Source organism: Deinococcus frigens DSM 12807, assembly GCF_000701425.1.
Lineage (GTDB): Bacteria > Deinococcota > Deinococci > Deinococcales > Deinococcaceae > Deinococcus > Deinococcus frigens.
Genome location: NZ_JNIW01000008.1, coordinates 22185 through 36972, shown reverse-complemented (window position 1 = coordinate 36972; position 14788 = coordinate 22185). Strand labels below are relative to the sequence as shown.

At 68.2% G+C, this 14788-nt stretch carries 12 protein-coding genes and 1 pseudogene; 10 read left to right on the top strand and 3 right to left on the bottom strand.

What is annotated here, in order from left to right; genetic code table 11:
- Positions 1 to 17: 17 nt before the first annotated feature.
- The 5 genes and pseudogenes from Q322_RS24420 to deoD all read left to right on the top strand — a co-directional run.
- Positions 18 to 749 (top strand): annotated as a pseudogene (locus Q322_RS24420) (CHASE3 domain-containing protein); the annotation flags it as partial.
- Positions 750 to 1143: 394 nt separating this feature from the next.
- Positions 1144 to 1806, top strand: coding sequence for a GGDEF domain-containing protein (locus Q322_RS24415; RefSeq protein ID WP_084147792.1), 663 nt, complete (start codon positions 1144 to 1146; stop codon positions 1804 to 1806).
- A gap of 215 nt (positions 1807 to 2021) precedes the next feature.
- Positions 2022 to 2939, top strand: a complete 918-nt coding sequence (locus tag Q322_RS0104465; RefSeq protein WP_051668179.1) for a DsbA family protein — start codon at positions 2022 to 2024, stop codon at positions 2937 to 2939.
- Positions 2936 to 4123 (top strand): serine-tRNA(Ala) deacylase AlaX, encoded by a 1188-nt coding sequence (locus Q322_RS0104460; protein WP_029476340.1) that lies wholly within the window; start codon positions 2936 to 2938, stop codon positions 4121 to 4123. Before Q322_RS0104465 ends, Q322_RS0104460 begins: the two co-directional genes overlap by 4 nt.
- Before the next feature lie 20 nt (positions 4124 to 4143).
- On the top strand, positions 4144 to 4854 hold the full coding sequence (gene deoD, locus Q322_RS0104455; protein ID WP_029476339.1) for a purine-nucleoside phosphorylase: 711 nt from the start codon (positions 4144 to 4146) through the stop codon (positions 4852 to 4854).
- 85 nt (positions 4855 to 4939) lie between these two features.
- Here deoD and Q322_RS0104450 read toward each other — a convergent pair whose 3' ends face one another.
- On the bottom strand, positions 4940 to 6211 hold the full coding sequence (locus tag Q322_RS0104450) for an RsmB/NOP family class I SAM-dependent RNA methyltransferase (RefSeq protein ID WP_029476337.1): 1272 nt from the start codon (positions 6209 to 6211) through the stop codon (positions 4940 to 4942).
- A gap of 551 nt (positions 6212 to 6762) precedes the next feature.
- Between Q322_RS0104450 and Q322_RS0104445 the strand changes: the two genes are divergently transcribed.
- The 5 genes from Q322_RS0104445 (at position 6763) to Q322_RS0104430 (ending at position 12771) form a co-directional block, all read left to right on the top strand.
- Entirely contained in the window at positions 6763 to 7890 is a 1128-nt protein-coding gene (locus Q322_RS0104445) for an HD-GYP domain-containing protein (RefSeq protein WP_029476335.1), read from the top strand.
- 144 nt (positions 7891 to 8034) lie between these two features.
- Positions 8035 to 8934: a phosphotransferase gene (locus tag Q322_RS0104440; RefSeq protein WP_029476334.1), complete on the top strand. Its 900-nt coding sequence runs from the start codon at positions 8035 to 8037 to the stop codon at positions 8932 to 8934.
- Between the two features lie 297 nt (positions 8935 to 9231).
- On the top strand, positions 9232 to 11577 hold the full coding sequence (gene recG / locus Q322_RS0104435) for an ATP-dependent DNA helicase RecG (RefSeq protein ID WP_029476332.1): 2346 nt from the start codon (positions 9232 to 9234) through the stop codon (positions 11575 to 11577).
- Between the two features lie 136 nt (positions 11578 to 11713).
- Positions 11714 to 11893, top strand: coding sequence for a hypothetical protein (locus Q322_RS23075; protein WP_156952880.1), 180 nt, complete (start codon positions 11714 to 11716; stop codon positions 11891 to 11893).
- Positions 11890 to 12771 carry an SDR family oxidoreductase gene (locus Q322_RS0104430; protein WP_211248866.1) on the top strand — a complete coding sequence of 294 codons (882 nt, stop codon included), beginning with the start codon at positions 11890 to 11892 and terminating at the stop codon, positions 12769 to 12771. The genes Q322_RS23075 and Q322_RS0104430 overlap by 4 nt, the downstream gene beginning before the upstream one ends.
- Positions 12772 to 12831: 60 nt before the next feature.
- Here Q322_RS0104430 and Q322_RS0104425 read toward each other — a convergent pair whose 3' ends face one another.
- A complete protein-coding gene (locus tag Q322_RS0104425) occupies positions 12832 to 13692 on the bottom strand; it encodes a hypothetical protein (protein WP_245593135.1) in 861 nt (286 codons plus the stop codon).
- 393 nt (positions 13693 to 14085) lie between these two features.
- Positions 14086 to 14646 (bottom strand): gamma carbonic anhydrase family protein, encoded by a 561-nt coding sequence (locus tag Q322_RS0104420; protein WP_051668177.1) that lies wholly within the window; start codon positions 14644 to 14646, stop codon positions 14086 to 14088.
- Positions 14647 to 14788 lie beyond the last annotated feature (142 nt).

Sequence of the window (14788 nt, the reverse complement as noted above, 5' to 3'; positions counted from 1 at the left end):
CTAAAGTGAGCGGCAGAATGACCCTGCGCCGACTGTTGTTGCTGGCCCAGCTTCCTTTCTGGGTGCTGCTGGTGGTGGCCTTCGCTCTGCTGGCGGCGGCGCTGGACGCCCGCGTGCAGGCAACGGATCAGGCGGCGCAGACCCGTGCCAGCCTGACGGGCATCGGGCAGGTGATGCAGCATGTGGTGGATCTGGAGACCGGTGTGCGCGGCTACGTGATTGCCGGGGACGCTGCGTTTCTGAAACCCTACGATGCCGCCCGCACCGCTCTGCCCGCCGAACTGGCCGCACTGGACGGGGCTGACCGCCGCGGGGGCCAGCACCTGGACCGCATCCGCGCCATGATTGACCGCTGGCAGATCGAGGTGGCCGTGCCCGAGATCGCCGCCCGCCAGCGCAGCGAGCAGGCCGCCGCCGCGCTGGTCAAGCTGGGCCAGGGCAAGCGGATTCTGGACAGCACCCGCGCCGAGGTGGCAGGCTACCGCGCCGAACAGACCGCGCAGCTTGCGGAGCTGGAGGCAGAGGCCTCCGCGCAGTTGCGGCGGCTGCGCTGGAGCCTGTTCGGGGTGGGCTGCGGCGCGTTGCTGGCCAGCCTGCTCGCGACGCTGTACAGCGCGCGGAAACTTTCCAGCAGCTTTCGCCGCTTCACCGCCGCCGCCCGTCAGCTCACCGACGGCGCGGACGGGGTGCGGGTGGAACTGCGCGGCCCCACCGAGATCCAGGCGCTGGCAGGGGCCTTTAACCACATGAGCGCGGGGCTGGCGTTGGCGCAGGGGCAGGCCCGGACCCACGCCGGGACCCTGGCCGCCCGCAACGACTGGATGCGCCGTCTGGGCGAGTTTGGCGACTGGATGCAGGCCGCCCGCAGCCTGGAGGAAGGCGCGCGGATTCTGGAGCGCGCTCTGCCGGAACTGCTGCCCGGCACGCGCGGCATCCTGCTCCAGCACAACGCCTCGCGCAATCTGCTGCTGCCGCTGGCAAGCTGGGGCGGCGAGACGGGCGCAGTCACCCCCCCCGGACGGCTGCTGGGCGCTGCGCCGGGGCGAGTCCGTGTCGCCGGGTGGAGAGCGTCTGGCCCCGGCCTGCCTGGGCGGCTCCTACACCTGCGTGCCGCTGTTCTCTCACGGCGAGACGCTGGGCATCATGCGCCTGCGACCCGCCGAGGAGAGAGCCGAGTTTCCCGCAGAGCTGCGTCCCCTGATTCCCGGTATCGTGCGTCAGGTCTCGCTGTCGCCGGCTGGACTGCGCTTGCAAGACCGGTTGCTCCACCAGTCCATTCGCGATCCGCTGACCGGGCTGTTCAACCGCCGCCGCCTGGAAGACGAGCTGACCGCCCAGACGGCCCACGCCGCCGCCAGCAACCGGCCCCTGTCGCTGATCGCGCTGGATGTGGACCACTTCAAGCGCCTGAACGACACCTTCGGCCACGATGCCGGGGACGCCGCCCTGGTGCGCCTGAGCGCCGCGCTGCGTGAGCTGGCCCCGCCCAGCAGCACCCCCGCCCGCACTGGCGGCGAGGAGTTATCGCTGCTGCTGCCCGGCCACGATCTGGCGGCGGCCACCGCCGTGGCCGAACGCCTGCGCGCCGAGATTGCGGGCTGGACCCTGACCCACGCGGGCATTGCGCTGGGGCAGCTCACGGTCTCGCTGGGCGTGGCCGAATTCGCCGCGCCGCTGTCCACGCCCGCCGCCCTGATGCGCGCCGCCGACGAGGCCCTGTACAGCGCCAAACGCCAGGGCCGCAACCGTGTGGTGGCTTCGCAGCCGCTGAATCCGGAAGCCTGGCTAACGCTGACGCCGGGTTGAGTGCAGGGCTGGTCCGCCCCTGCCTCGCTCTGGAGGCGCTGGAGCGTGACCGGACGGTGCACTGCGGATAGTGCACTGCGGACGGTGTACTGCGCGCCGGGATAATGACCGCCCCTGTCGCCTACCATGTCCGCATGACTGCTCGAATGAAACCTCCAACCCCGCTGCTGGCCACGCTGCTGCTGGCAGGCGTCCTGAACAGCGCTGGGGCGTAGGTGGGCCGGCCCCTCGCCCCGTTCCTGAAAAGTCCTGCCCTGGCCGAGGCCAGCCAGGGCGTGGCGGGCGTCCTGACCTTCGCTGACGGTTCCAGCGCGGTCCTCCGGAGCCGGGGCGGCTCCCTGACCGCCGCAGAAATGACCGTGGCGAACTCGGACGGGGCGGCGGCGCGGGCGGCAGAATTAACGGGCCTGCTGAGCGGCTTCGGGGCCGGGCTGGCGGGGCCGATGCTGGAGTTTTTAAAACGGGATGAGGTGGTCAGGCAGTTGCCGACCGGCCTGACCATCGGTGCCGATCCGTTTTCCATCGAGGTCAAATCCGGTGCCGAACTGCTGACGGTGAATCTCACCCTGACGCGTGTGGCCGACGGGACCTTTGCGCCGTCGGCCCATGCCCTGCCCGCCAGAAAAGCCGGGAAGAACAACGTGATCCTACGCGTCTACAGCGATTTTCAGTGTCCCTACTGCCGTCAATTTGAGACCCAGACTCTGCCCACCCTGCTGCGCGCACTGTCCGACGACGTGCGTGTGGAGTTCCATCAGTTTCCCCTCGAATCCATCCATCCCCTGGCCCGCCCCGCCGCCGAGGCCAGCGAATGCGCCGCCCAGCAGGGCAAATTCTGGGCCTACAAGGACGCGCTGTTCCGCGATCAATCGTGGCTGGCGGGCAACCCGGCCCCGGTGTTTCTTTCTCTGGCTGCCGACACCGGCCTGAAGGCCGACGCCTTCAAAGCCTGCCTCTCTATGCGCGGCGGCAAGGCGGCGGTGGACGCCGGACTGGCCGAGGCGCGGCGGCTGGGCCTGAACGGCACGCCCAGCGTCTTCGTCGGCCCGTACAGGGCGGCGGACCCCTACGACGCGGCGGCCCTGCTGGAACTGATCCAGTTCACCCGCGCGGCAGAGGGCGGCGGGCCGTGACCCGGCCCCTGTACCATCAGGCTTCGGCTGAACTGTCGTTTGCCGCCACCGTTCAGGCTGTGAGTGGTGCAGAAATCGCCCTGGACGCTACCGCCTTCTATCCGGCGGGCGGCGGGCAGAGCGCCGATCACGGCGTGGTGCGCTGGAATAGGGGAGCGGCGGGCGTGACCGACACCCGCAAGGACAAGGCGACGGGCGTGATCTGGCACAAGTTGGACGGCACCCCTCCGGCAGTCGGCACGCAGATAACGGGCGAGGTGGACGCAGCGCGGCGCTGGCGGCACATGGCGCGGCACAGCGGCGAACACCTGCTGGCGCAATCTTCCGTGCGGATCAACCCGGCCTTCGCCGTGGACGCGGTCAACATGACCCATCCCGAATGCACGTTGGACCTGCGCGGCGATCCCACGGAGGCCGACGTGCGCGCCGCTGAGACATTGCTGCGGGAAACGCTGGCCCGCCAACGCCTGACGCTGGACACGCCCACCGTGCCCGAGGAGGAGCTGGGCCAGTACCCGCTGCGCCGCGAGACAAAAGTGCGTGGGCAGGTGAGGCTGGTGATCTTCCGGGACGAGGACGGCCAGCCCTTCGACGTCAGCGCTTGCGGCGGCACCCACGTTCCGCAGGCCAGTCTGGCGGCCCCGGTGGTGGTGCTGCGCACCGAGCGCATCCGGGGCGGCGTGACCCGCGTGGTCTTCATGGCAGGTGAGGATGCCAGCGAATACCTGGGCGGCATTTATCAGGAGGCTCGCGCGCTGGCCCAGACCTTCAGCGTGCCAGTGGAGCGGTTGACGGACCGGGTGGAGGCGTTGCGGACAGACCTCGCAGACTCGAAAGCGGAGGCGGCTCAACTGAGGGAAAAGTTGGCCCGCGCGCTGGTGGCGGCCACGCCGCCCGACGCCCAGGGTCTGCGCTGGCTGGAGCTGGATGCCCCGTCTCTGCTCGTCCCCGTTCTGAGCGACGTTCCCGCCGGAGAGTTGCGCGCAGTCCTGGCGGAGGGCGGACGCTGCGGCATCGCCAGCGCACGGCCCGAGGTTCACGCGGGCGAACTGCTGCGCGCGGCGCTGGCCGTGACCGGGGGCAAGGGCGGCGGACGGCCCGAGCTGGCGCAGGGCGGCACGCTGGACCCGGCGGGTTTCTTCGCCGCTGTGCAGGCAGCGCTGACCTCCGCTCAATCCTCCTGAGCCTGCTAACCTGTCTCCCCATGAGCATTCACCTGAACGCAGAACCAGGCCAGATCGCCGAAACCGTGTTGTTGCCCGGCGACCCGCTGCGCGCCCAGCACATCGCTCAGACTTTCTTTGAAAACCCCGTCCAGCACAACAACGTGCGCGGCATGTTGGGCTTCACTGGCACCTACAAGGGCGGGCGCGTCAGCGTGCAGGGCACCGGCATGGGCATCGCCAGCTCCATGATCTATGTCAGCGAGCTGATCACGGAGTACGGTTGCAAGAACCTCGTTCGCGTTGGCACGGCGGGCAGCTACCAGGAAAACGTGCATGTGCGCGACATCGTGCTGGCGCAGGCGGCCAGTACCGACAGCAGCATCAACCGCATCCGCTTTGGCGAGAAGACTTTTGCGCCCATCGCGGATTTCGGGCTGCTGCTGCGCGCCTACAACATCGCCCAGGAACGGGGCTTTACCACCCACGTCGGCAACATCATGAGCAGCGACACCTTCTACCACGACGATTTTGACCAGTACAAGATCTGGGCCGATTACGGCATCCTGGCCGTAGAGATGGAGGCCGCCGGGCTGTATACCCTGGCCGCCAAGTACGGCGTCAGGGCGCTGACCATCCTGACCATCAGCGATCATCTGGTGACGCACGAGGTCACCACCTCCGAGGAACGCCAGCAGACCTTCGATCAGATGATTGAGGTGGCGCTGGACGCCGCGCTGGGCCTGGAATAGCGCGTTTATCGCCAGAGTCGTGCTGTCGAGGCTGTGATATTGAGGGCACGGCGATGTTGAGGGTACGGCCTCAGCTCTCCTAACCTCAGCCGTCTGAACGTCGGCGCAACCGGGCGATGAAGAAACCGTCGATGCCGCCCTCCGGCACGGTCAGCAGGCCGTCTCCGGCGGGGATATGCGGCACTTCTATCTCCGGTATGTCCTCGGCCACAAATTCGGGATGTGCGGCGAGAAACCCCGCCACCACCTCCGGCCCCTCCTGCGGCGTCACCGAGCAGACCGAGTAGACCAGCGTGCCGCCCGGCTCCACCAGGGCGGCGGCATTGGGCAGCATCCGCGCCTGCAACTCCGCCATCTGGCCCACCACTTCGGGCGTCAGCCTCAGCTTGATCTCCGGGTGGCTGCGCAGGGTGCCGCTGCCGGTACACGGCGCGTCCAGCAGGACGTGGGCGGCACGCGGCAGGTCCAGCGGCTGCGTTAGATCGTGGGATAAGAAGTCGGCCTGCAACCCCAGGCGGTCCAGGTTGGCGCGGGCCAGTTCGTGCCTGCGGGGCAGCAGGTCCACGCTGGTGACCCGCGCCCCCCGCGCGGCCAGCATGGCAGCCTTGATGCCCACGCCGCCCGCCAGGTCCAGCACGCGCTCGCCATCCACAGCCCCCAGCGCGTCCACGCAGGCCAGACTCGCCGGGTTGATCGGCTGCGCCCAGCCGCGCCCGAACGCCTCGGTTTCGCGCAGTGGGCGCGACAGTTCCACCCGGTCCATCCCCTGCGGGCCGGGCTGGGTCCGGCTGCCCTCGGCCTCCAGCGCCCTCAAGCCTGCGCCGGACAGGCTCAGCCACAGCGGTTGCGGGGTCAGGAGATCGGCAAATACAGCCCCGGCGGCCTCGCCGTATGCGGCGCGGTAGATGTCGCTTAGCCAGCCTGGCATCTCAGTGCGCGTCACCTCCGACGGTGCGGGGGCCTCGATGCGGCGCAGCACGGCGTTGACCAGACCCGGCGGGGCCAGCCGTGCGCCGCGCGCCAGATTGACATATTCGCTGACCACCGCGTGCGGCGGCGTGTCCAGGTGCAACTTCTCGAACGTTCCCGCCAGCAGCAGCGCGCGGATCTTGGGATGGGTGCCCTCGGTCAACATCGGCGTCAGGGCGGTGTTCAAGCCCAGGAAATGCCGCAGCGTGCCGTAGACGATATGCGTCGCCAGCCCTGAGTCGCGGCCCGGTAGCCGGGCACTCTGGAGGGCGGCGTCCAGCGCGGGCGCGGCGAAGGTCTCGCCCGCCAGCACGCGCAGCAGCACCCGCACGGCCAGTTCGCGGGCCGGGTTGTAAGCGTCAGGTCTGGGCCGGGGGGTAAAGGTCATCCGGGGCCAGCATACGGGCTGGCGCGCGGGCCAGTGGTTTGCGGGCCGATGGTGTGCGGCGCAGGGGTCCGGGCCACCGGCACGCGCAACGGCCCTGCCGTCTTCACTCGGACGGCAGGGCCAGAACTTTGTGGGCGGGTTGTCGATGCTCCCGCTGTGTGGAAGGCCCCACCCGAAAGTGCCCCCAGTCTGCGCCGCCGCCGGGGCCGGTGCATCCGCCGAAAGTCGCACGGCGCGCTAGGCCAGATGGCGCAGGGCGGAGCCGCAGCGCCCGCCCGGGCGGCTCGCAGGCAGCCGTGGCCATTCTTCAAAACAGCAGTCCCAAAAGCAGTCCCGCTGGGTAAAACCGGGGCGTCTCAGGACAAATTGTGCCCCCTGTGGTGCCGTTAAATGCTTCAGATGTCCCCCTTCCCCCACCGAATCGGCCTGAAAGAAAATCCGTGTCGCGCGGCACCCCCACTGAACTCCAGGTCTGACGCCGGGTAACCTGGCCCGTTCGGTAGATGCTGGCCCCTCCCCACATCCTCGGACCCGGCTATACTGCCCTCACCGTGTTCCGACGCCCCCGCACCCCCAAGCCGCCCGCGTCCGCCGAGGCGCGCGTCCCCACTTCCAGCGCCTCTGCCGGCGATCTGGAGGCGGTCCGTGTCCTGAATGATCTGCTGGCGCGGCCCACCCATAGAGGCGTGCTGAAAGGCGCGCTGAGCCACGCCAGCTCTCTGCTGGGCGGCAACCTGCGCGGCTACGCCGTGACGCACCGTGCGCAGGGCCACGACGGGGGGCTACAGGACGGAGGAGCGCAGAACGGGGCGGCACAGGGCGAAGTGGCACGGGGCGGAGTGGCACAGCACCGGGTGGCGGCGGTCTTCGGGTATCCCAAGGTGCTGCTGGGCACGCCGCTGTCCGGACCCTGGGCCACCCTGCGGACACGGGTGCTGAACGACGGCGCACGCGAGCTGTACGAGGCCAACCCGTCGGAACTGCACGGCATTCTGGACACCTGCGGGATGCGGGACGTGGCGCTGTCGCTGGTGGTGCCGGTCAATGACCGGGGACGCAATCTAGGCGCGCTGGTGCTGGACCGCAATTCCTCGGAAGACATCGGGACCGCTGCGCAGGAACTGGTCACGCGCTGGGCCACGGCCATTGCGCCGCTGCTGGGGCTGCTGGAAAGCCGCGAGGAATGGAAGCTGACCGCGCGGCAGGTCAGCGGCGCGGTGGTGGAAGCCTTTGAGAGTCAGGAATTCGACGCGCTGGGTCACTCCCAGGCGGTCGCCGAGGCCAGCGTGAAACTGGGGCGCGCGGTGGGCCTTGTGGACCGCGAACTGGACGAACTGTGGTTCGCAGCCACGCTGCATGATCTGGGCAAGATCCACGGCGAGAAGGGCCACGCCCAAGGCGGCGCGAATTTCCTGCACAGCGTGTTCCATCTGGCCCAGGCGCAAAAGGCCATCCGCCACCACCACGAGCGCTGGGACGGGCAGGGCGAACCCGACCGACTGGCCGGGGAAGACATTCCGCTGTACGCCCGGATTCTGGCCGTCGCCAATGCCCACGTGCGCCTGGGCGATCCAGAGCGCCTACGCAGTCAGGCCGGCAAGGGCCTCGACGCCCGGCTGGTGGGCCTGATGGAAAAGGTCAGCGCCGAGCCGCCTGCACGGGCGACCAGGGAAAAGTGAGCGGTCCACCCGGCACCAGAGTGCCAGGGTCATGCGTGCCCCAGTCAGATGTGTACGGGTCATGTGCGCGCAGGTCAAATGTACCCGGGTCAAATGTGCGCGGTCCATGTGCCCCCGGGACCGGGCCGCTGCGGTGAGGCGGGCGTGACCCTGCGCCCCACCACGTCCGGCACGGCGCGGCTCCAGCGCTTCCCGGAACTGGAGGCCCGGTACGGCCCCCTGACCCCGATGGACTCGGGCATGCAGAGCCGCGTCTACACCACGCCGGACGGCGCGGCGGTGGTCAAGGTCTACCGCAACCACATGGGACAGCACCGCACTGAGGCCCGGAACATGATCCAGGCCAGCATGGGCGACTGGTTGCTGGGAGTCACCGAGGCCGACGGGGTGGAAGTGCTGGTGATGCGCCGCTTTGCGGGCCACCCCCTGCGCGCCGCCGACGTGCCGCGCGCCCTGCCCGGCCTGCGCCGGATTGTGGCCGAACTGCACACCCAGCAGGGGGGGCGCGTCAACGTGGGCAGGGTCCGCGAGCGCCTGCTGCGTTTTCGCCGCGCCCTGGCCCCGTATCCTCTCGAAGACGTCTTTGAGGCGGTGGAGGGGCCGCTGGAGCGTGGCCTGCTGGACCAGCCCGCCGCCTTTTGCCACCTGGACATGTGGCACGACAACATCCTGATCGCAGACGAATTGAACGCTGCCGCGAAGGTGGCAGATGGGAACGGCATGGGTGTGGAGGGTGAGGGGGACGTGCTGCTGATCGACTGGACGCGCGCCGACTGGGATGATCCGCTGCGCGATCTGGCGCTGCTCAAGACCGGCACGCTGGACCTGCTGAGCGCCGCGCGCAGTCTGGAGGCGGCCCTGAGCTTTCTGCCAGACCGCGCCCCGGCCACGCTGGTCCGCTACCGCGCCTACCTGGCGCTGACCACCCTGCACGACCTGTACTGGTTTTTAATGAACGAACCCTATGAGTTCGACAGCCAGAAGGAGTTCAAGCTGGCCCGCGTCCGCCACGCGCTGGTGCGGCTGCCAGAGCACAGGAGCTAATACGGATTCCGTTTGTTTCGTGGATGAGTCGGGAAAGCGCCGTCTCATCCACTTCACGTCCAGAACCCGTTGTTCTCCTGCTCGCTGTCTTGTCCAGAGCAGCGCCCATGAGGACGCTTGGACGCCCCCTCGGATTTTTAGGTGTTTCCAACACCTCTCAATCGGAGTCCGTATAAGGCCACGCAGACCGGACCTCGCTCCCGCCTGCTTTCGCCAATCCGCTCACCGACGTCTGCCCGCGCCTCTGCTAGCCTGCGGCCCGGCAGATTGACCGGCGGAGCAAGGAGGTGAGAGGGCGTGGCAACAGTGGCAGAACTGCGTGAACGGCTGAGGCGTCCGTTGGCCGCCGAGCTGGCCGCCGGGTGTCAGAACCGGGTGGTGGCAGGCGGCGTGGATAAACTGCTGGCCTCGCCGCTGGGCAACCCCTTTCCCAGGGTGCGCGAGGTGCTGGGCGGATACGGCGCACTCAGCGTCTCCGAGCGCGAGGACATCTTGAAGACCGCACTCGCCATGCTCTCGGACGCAGATACGAGCAAGCCTGCACGCGCCCCACGTGCCGCCGCCCGGCAGGCCGTTCCCACCGCCGCCCCCGGCGAACGCCTGCCCATTGACGCGCCGCTGGCGAGACTGGACACTGGCCCCGGCGGAGCGCGCAAATTGCAGACGCTGGGCCTGCACACCCTGCGCGACGTGCTGCACGCCTACCCGCACCGCCACGAGGATCGCCGCGCGCTGCCGGACCTCTCGGACGTGGAGGAGGGCCAGAAGGTGACGGTGGAGGGCCGGGTGGTGGCCAAGTCGCGCCGCAGCCCGCGCCCCGGCATGCTGGTCATCGACGTGACGCTGGAAACGCCGTCTGGCGGGCGGGTTAAGGCGACATGGTTTAACCAGCCCTGGGTAGAAAAACAACTACGCGAGGGCGCATCGCTGGTCCTGACCGGACGGGTCAAGAAGTTCGGGCGCAGCGTGCAACTGGGCGTGGAGCACCTGGAGACGCTGGACAATGCCCAGGACAGCCTCAGCACCGGGCGCATCGTGGGCGTCTACGACGCCAAGGACGGCATCTCGCAGGAGTTCCTGCGCCGCGCGGCCTTTCGGGCGCTGGGGGCCGCGCCGCTGGACGACTACCTGCCCGCCCACTGGCGCAAGAAGTACGGGATCACCAATCTGGCCGACGCGCTGTGGGGTCAGCACTTCCCGCGCGACGAGACGCACCTGACGCGGGCCACATCCCGGTTGCGCTTCGACGAGTACCTGTTTTTAGAGTTGCGGATGCTGCTTCAGGGCGAGGACTCGGTATTGCAGGGCAAACGCTTTCAGGCGCGCGGCGACGACATCAACCGCTTCGAGGCCGCCCTGCCCTTCCGCTTCACGGGTGCCCAGCGCCGGGTGCTGCTGGAAATCACCGACGACATGCGCAGCGATCAGCAGATGGCGCGGCTGGTGCAGGGCGACGTGGGCAGCGGCAAGACAGCGGTGGCGGCCTGCGCGCTGTATCTGGCGGTGCGCGACGGTTACCAGGGCGCGTTGATGGCCCCCACCGAGATTCTGGCGCGGCAGCACTACACCAACCTGCGCGGCTACCTGGGCCAACTGGACGTGCGCGTGGGCCTGCTGATCGGCGCGATGACCCCAAAGGACAAGCTGGAAATGCAGACCCGCATTGCCGAGGGCGAGGTGGACGTGGTGGTGGGCACCCAGGCGCTGATTCAGGAGAACGTGCGCTTTGACAACCTGGGACTGGCGGTGGTGGACGAGGAACACCGCTTTGGCGTGCAGCAGCGCCGCAAACTGCTCGCCAGCCGCCCCGATGTGCTGGTCATGTCCGCCACCCCGATTCCGCGCAGCCTGGCCCTGACCGCTTACGGCGATCTGGAACTGAGCGTCATCGACGAGCTGCCGCCGGGCCGGACGCCCATCGAAACCAAGCTCTTGCAGGACACCCACCGCGTTCAGGCCTACGGCTTCGTGATGAAGCAGATCCGGGAGGGCCAGCAGGCATTCGTGGTCACGGCTCTGATCGAGGAGAGCGAGACGCTGGAATTGCTGGCCGCCACCCAACTGGCCGAGGATCTGAAGACCATCCTCCCCGAGGCGCGCATTGACCTGCTGCACGGGCGCATGAACGCCGCCGAGAAGGACCATGTGATGGAACGCTTCCGTGCCCACGAGTTCGACATTCTGGTGTCCACCACGGTGATCGAGGTAGGGGTGGACGTGCCGAACGCCACCGTGATGGTGATCGAGAACGCCGAGCGCTTCGGGCTGGCGCAACTGCATCAGCTCCGGGGGCGGGTGGGGCGCGGGACGACGCAGAGTTACTGCGTGCTGATCGCCGGGGAACACAGCCAGAAGACCCGCAAACGGCTGAAGATCATCGAGGGCAGCACCGACGGCTTTGTGATCGCCGAGGCGGACCTGAAACTGCGCGGCCCCGGCGAACTGCGCGGCACCCGCCAGAGCGGCATTCCCGACCTGCGGCTGGCCGATCTGGCCAACGATACCGAGGTCATCGAGCGCGCCCGAGAACTGGCCAAGCACATCCTGGCGCATGACCCCCGGCTGGAGCATCCCCGGTTGCAATACCTGCGGAGTGAACTCCAGAACCGCAGCGAGAGTGTGGCCTACCGCGAGGTGATCTGAACAGACGACATTCGCTACCGGCGGCAAATGAACAGGAGGCCAGTCCATCTTTGCGGACCTTTTCGTGTGACCTTCCCTTAAAATCAAGAAGAAGCCAATGGTTTCTCATCAAGTGGTGACATTGCTGTGACACTCCATGACCTACTATGTTGTCACAGCGCACAACTTAAAGGTGGGCCGGGTGAAGTTCACCGCGCCGAGGGGCCGGATCGAAAAAGGATCGGGTCCTTTCTTTTTGCAGCGGGCAGCTTCGGCGTTCATCTGGCGTGCAGACACCCTGTTCGCCGCGCATCCGGCCCGTATGCTGGACCGATGACACAGCGCAACACGCCACAGGACAACGAACAGAGTATGAGGGGGCGGTCCGTGCTGGTCACGGGCGCGACGGGCGGCATTGGTCTGGAGACCGCGCGGGAACTGGCGCGGCGGGGGGCTGCCGTGACCGTGCTGGGCCGCAATCCCGAGAAGACGGTGCGGGTGGCCGCAGAGATCGGGGCCGCCGGAACGCTGATCGCGGACCTCGCGGAGACGGCGCAGGTGCGGCAGGTGGCCGCCGAATTCCGGGACCGGGTGGGCAGTCTGGACGTGCTGGTCAACAACGCTGGGGCTTTCTACACCCAGCGCCAGGAAAGCCGTGAAGGGACTGAGCTGACCTGGGCGCTCAATCACCTCGCCCCGTTCCTGCTCACGCGCGAGCTGCTGCCGTTGCTGCGTGCGGGCAATGCGCCCAGGGTGGTCACGGTGTCGTCGGGGGCGCATGTGATGGGCCGAATCCGCTTTGATGATCCCGAGTTCCGGCGCGGCTACAGCGGCTGGGCCGCCTACGGCCAGAGCAAGCTGGCCAACATCCTGTTTACCCGCGAACTGGCGCGGCGCGAGCAGTGGCTTCAGGCCAACACCCTGCATCCCGGCTTCGTGTCCACCGGTTTCGGGCAGGACAATCCGCTGTTCTCGTGGGGCAGCCGCCTGGGCATCTCCCCGGAGCAGGGGGCGCAGACCAGCGTCCATCTGGCGGCGGACCGGATTCTGGTCTCCGGGCGCTACTTCGTGGAGTCGCGCGAGGCCCTGCCTGCCCCACAGGCGCTGGACGACGGCGCGGCGCAGCGGCTGTGGACGCTGAGCGAGGACTGCGTGGGTAGCCCCGCCCAACTCCTCCCAGAGGCGCAGGCGCATGGTCGGCAAGCCACCCGCTGATCAGGACAGCAGGCAGGGCGAGGAAGACTATCCTCGCCCTGCTGTTTTGAGCTGTCCCGCCTACACCTCGCGGATGTACCCGGTCTTCAGAAAGCTGTGGACCATCGGCTCCAGATCGTGCAGCGCGGCGTCCGAGCGCATGGCGTATTCGGCGGGGGTCAGCTTTTCACCCAACGCCTGCAAGAAAGCCAGGCCCGGCGCGCCGTACTCGTCCTTGAACACCTGATACACGTCCGTGATGGCGTTCATGCCGTCGCGGCCCCGCAGGGTCAGGTTGTAATGGTGGTGCGCCCACCCTGCCAGACTGCGCGGCAGGATCAGCGTCTGTGGGCGCAGCGGGGCCGGGAACGCGCCCTCGTAAGGCAGGGTGGCGGGCAGCGTCGCCACGATCTCGCCGCGCGCGTAGAAGATCGCTCCGGTGGGCCGCGCGTGCAGGCCGGTAAAGTCCTCGGTGAGGTTGAATTTCCAGGCCCGCGAGCCGATGCCGCTCAGGACGTGGGCGTAGGCCGGACTGAGCGGGTGGGCGCTCAGGGACGCGCCCTGCTCGTACAGGTTGAGCAGTTCGCCCAGCGCCTGCTCGCCCGTGGCGCTGGCGGCGGCAGCGGTCACCGTGCGGCCCTCGAACAGCAGCACGTAGGCCGTCTGATCGCCCAGGACGGCGTACAGGTAGCCGTACCAGGAATGCTCGTGCAGATACTTGAGGAAGGCGTGCAGGTCACAGAAACTCTCGTTCAATCCTGCGTAGGCGGCGGGCGAGTGCGGCAGAAAGCGCGCCAGAAAGGGGGACGCACCCGGAAACATGGGCGACAGATCCGGGATCAGCTCGGCCAGTTCCTCGCCCGGCGCAGCCGATGACTGCGGGGGCGGGGCAACCGCGTCCTGCGCCTGAGTTGCCGGGGGTGCGGCGGATCTGGGCAACATGGCCTGTGGCGAGGGCGTGACCCGAATCGTCGAGTCGGAGGCAGGCGCTGGGACAGAGTGCGGGGAAGTCGACACGCTCTGAGGCCCAGTCGGGGCAGCTCCGCCCGGTGACTGCGGCGGCTGTCCCTGAACGGGCTGGCTAGACCCCTGCGCTGGCCGCGACGGCAGCCCTTTCCCCCTGGGCGGCATGGGCCGGAGTTCAGTCCGGGCAGCTTCCGAGGACTGCGGTTCAGTACTCTGCCGTTGAGTGTTCTGTGGCTCTACACGCGGTATCTCTGACCTTTGCGGGTTCTGCGGCAGCTTCTGGTTTGAATTGGGATCGTCGGTCACGGATGTTCCACCAGTTCCTTCGGGGCTTCGGGGCGGGTTTGGATGGGCCTCACACTCGGTGGATCATTTATTTGGCGGGAGAGCTTCGGTCCGGTATTCTTCCACTGTTGCGGCGTGGGGCTGGACCATCTGGAAGTGTCCATTGTAGTGGGCTGCGTTCTGAACATAGCGGGCAGCGTGGCCCCCCTGGACTGCGGGGCGCACCACACGGGCGGGAACGCCCAGCGCCAGCATACCGTCCGGCACATGTGCGCCCTCTAGCAGCAACGCACCTGCGCCCAGCATGGCCCCCGCACCCAGGCTGGAGCCGCTGAGCATCACCGCGCCCATGCCCACCAGACTGCCCGGCCCGCACACCGCGCCGTGGACGATGGCCCGGTGGCCCACCGTGACGCCCCCCATGAGCACGCAGGGATGTCCGGCGTCGGTGTGCAAGACCGCGCCGTCCTGCACGTTGCTCTGCGGTCCTACCGTGATGGCCTCGATGTCGCCGCGCAGCACCGCACCAAACCACACGCTGGCCCGCTCGGCGATCAACACTCGCCCGATCAGATCAGCGCTGGGGGCGACAAAGGCGGTGGCGTCGACTTGGGGCGTAAGCCCGTTCAGAGCGTAGAGCGGCATGACTTCCTCCGGGGCCGGGGATGGGCCAGCAAACCGCGTCGGCTCCGCGCCAGGCGTATTGAACTGGTCCTGCGCCAAAACTAGCACGCCGCAGTGTCTCCACCAGAGGCGGCGGCACCTGAGGTAGCCGCATCAAGGGCGT

Coding starts and splice junctions, on each gene's coding strand:
- Q322_RS24415 (WP_084147792.1), top strand. CDS start 1,144: ATGCGCCTGCGACCCGCCGAGGAGAGAGCCGAGTTTCCCGCAGAGCTG.
- deoD (WP_029476339.1), top strand. CDS start 4,144: ATGAGCATTCACCTGAACGCAGAACCAGGCCAGATCGCCGAAACCGTG.
- Q322_RS0104450 (WP_029476337.1), bottom strand. CDS start 6,211: ATGACCTTTACCCCCCGGCCCAGACCTGACGCTTACAACCCGGCCCGC.
- Q322_RS23075 (WP_156952880.1), top strand. CDS start 11,714: ATGACCTACTATGTTGTCACAGCGCACAACTTAAAGGTGGGCCGGGTG.
- Q322_RS0104430 (WP_211248866.1), top strand. CDS start 11,890: ATGACACAGCGCAACACGCCACAGGACAACGAACAGAGTATGAGGGGG.
- Q322_RS0104425 (WP_245593135.1), bottom strand. CDS start 13,692: ATGTTGCCCAGATCCGCCGCACCCCCGGCAACTCAGGCGCAGGACGCG.
- Q322_RS0104420 (WP_051668177.1), bottom strand. CDS start 14,646: ATGCCGCTCTACGCTCTGAACGGGCTTACGCCCCAAGTCGACGCCACC.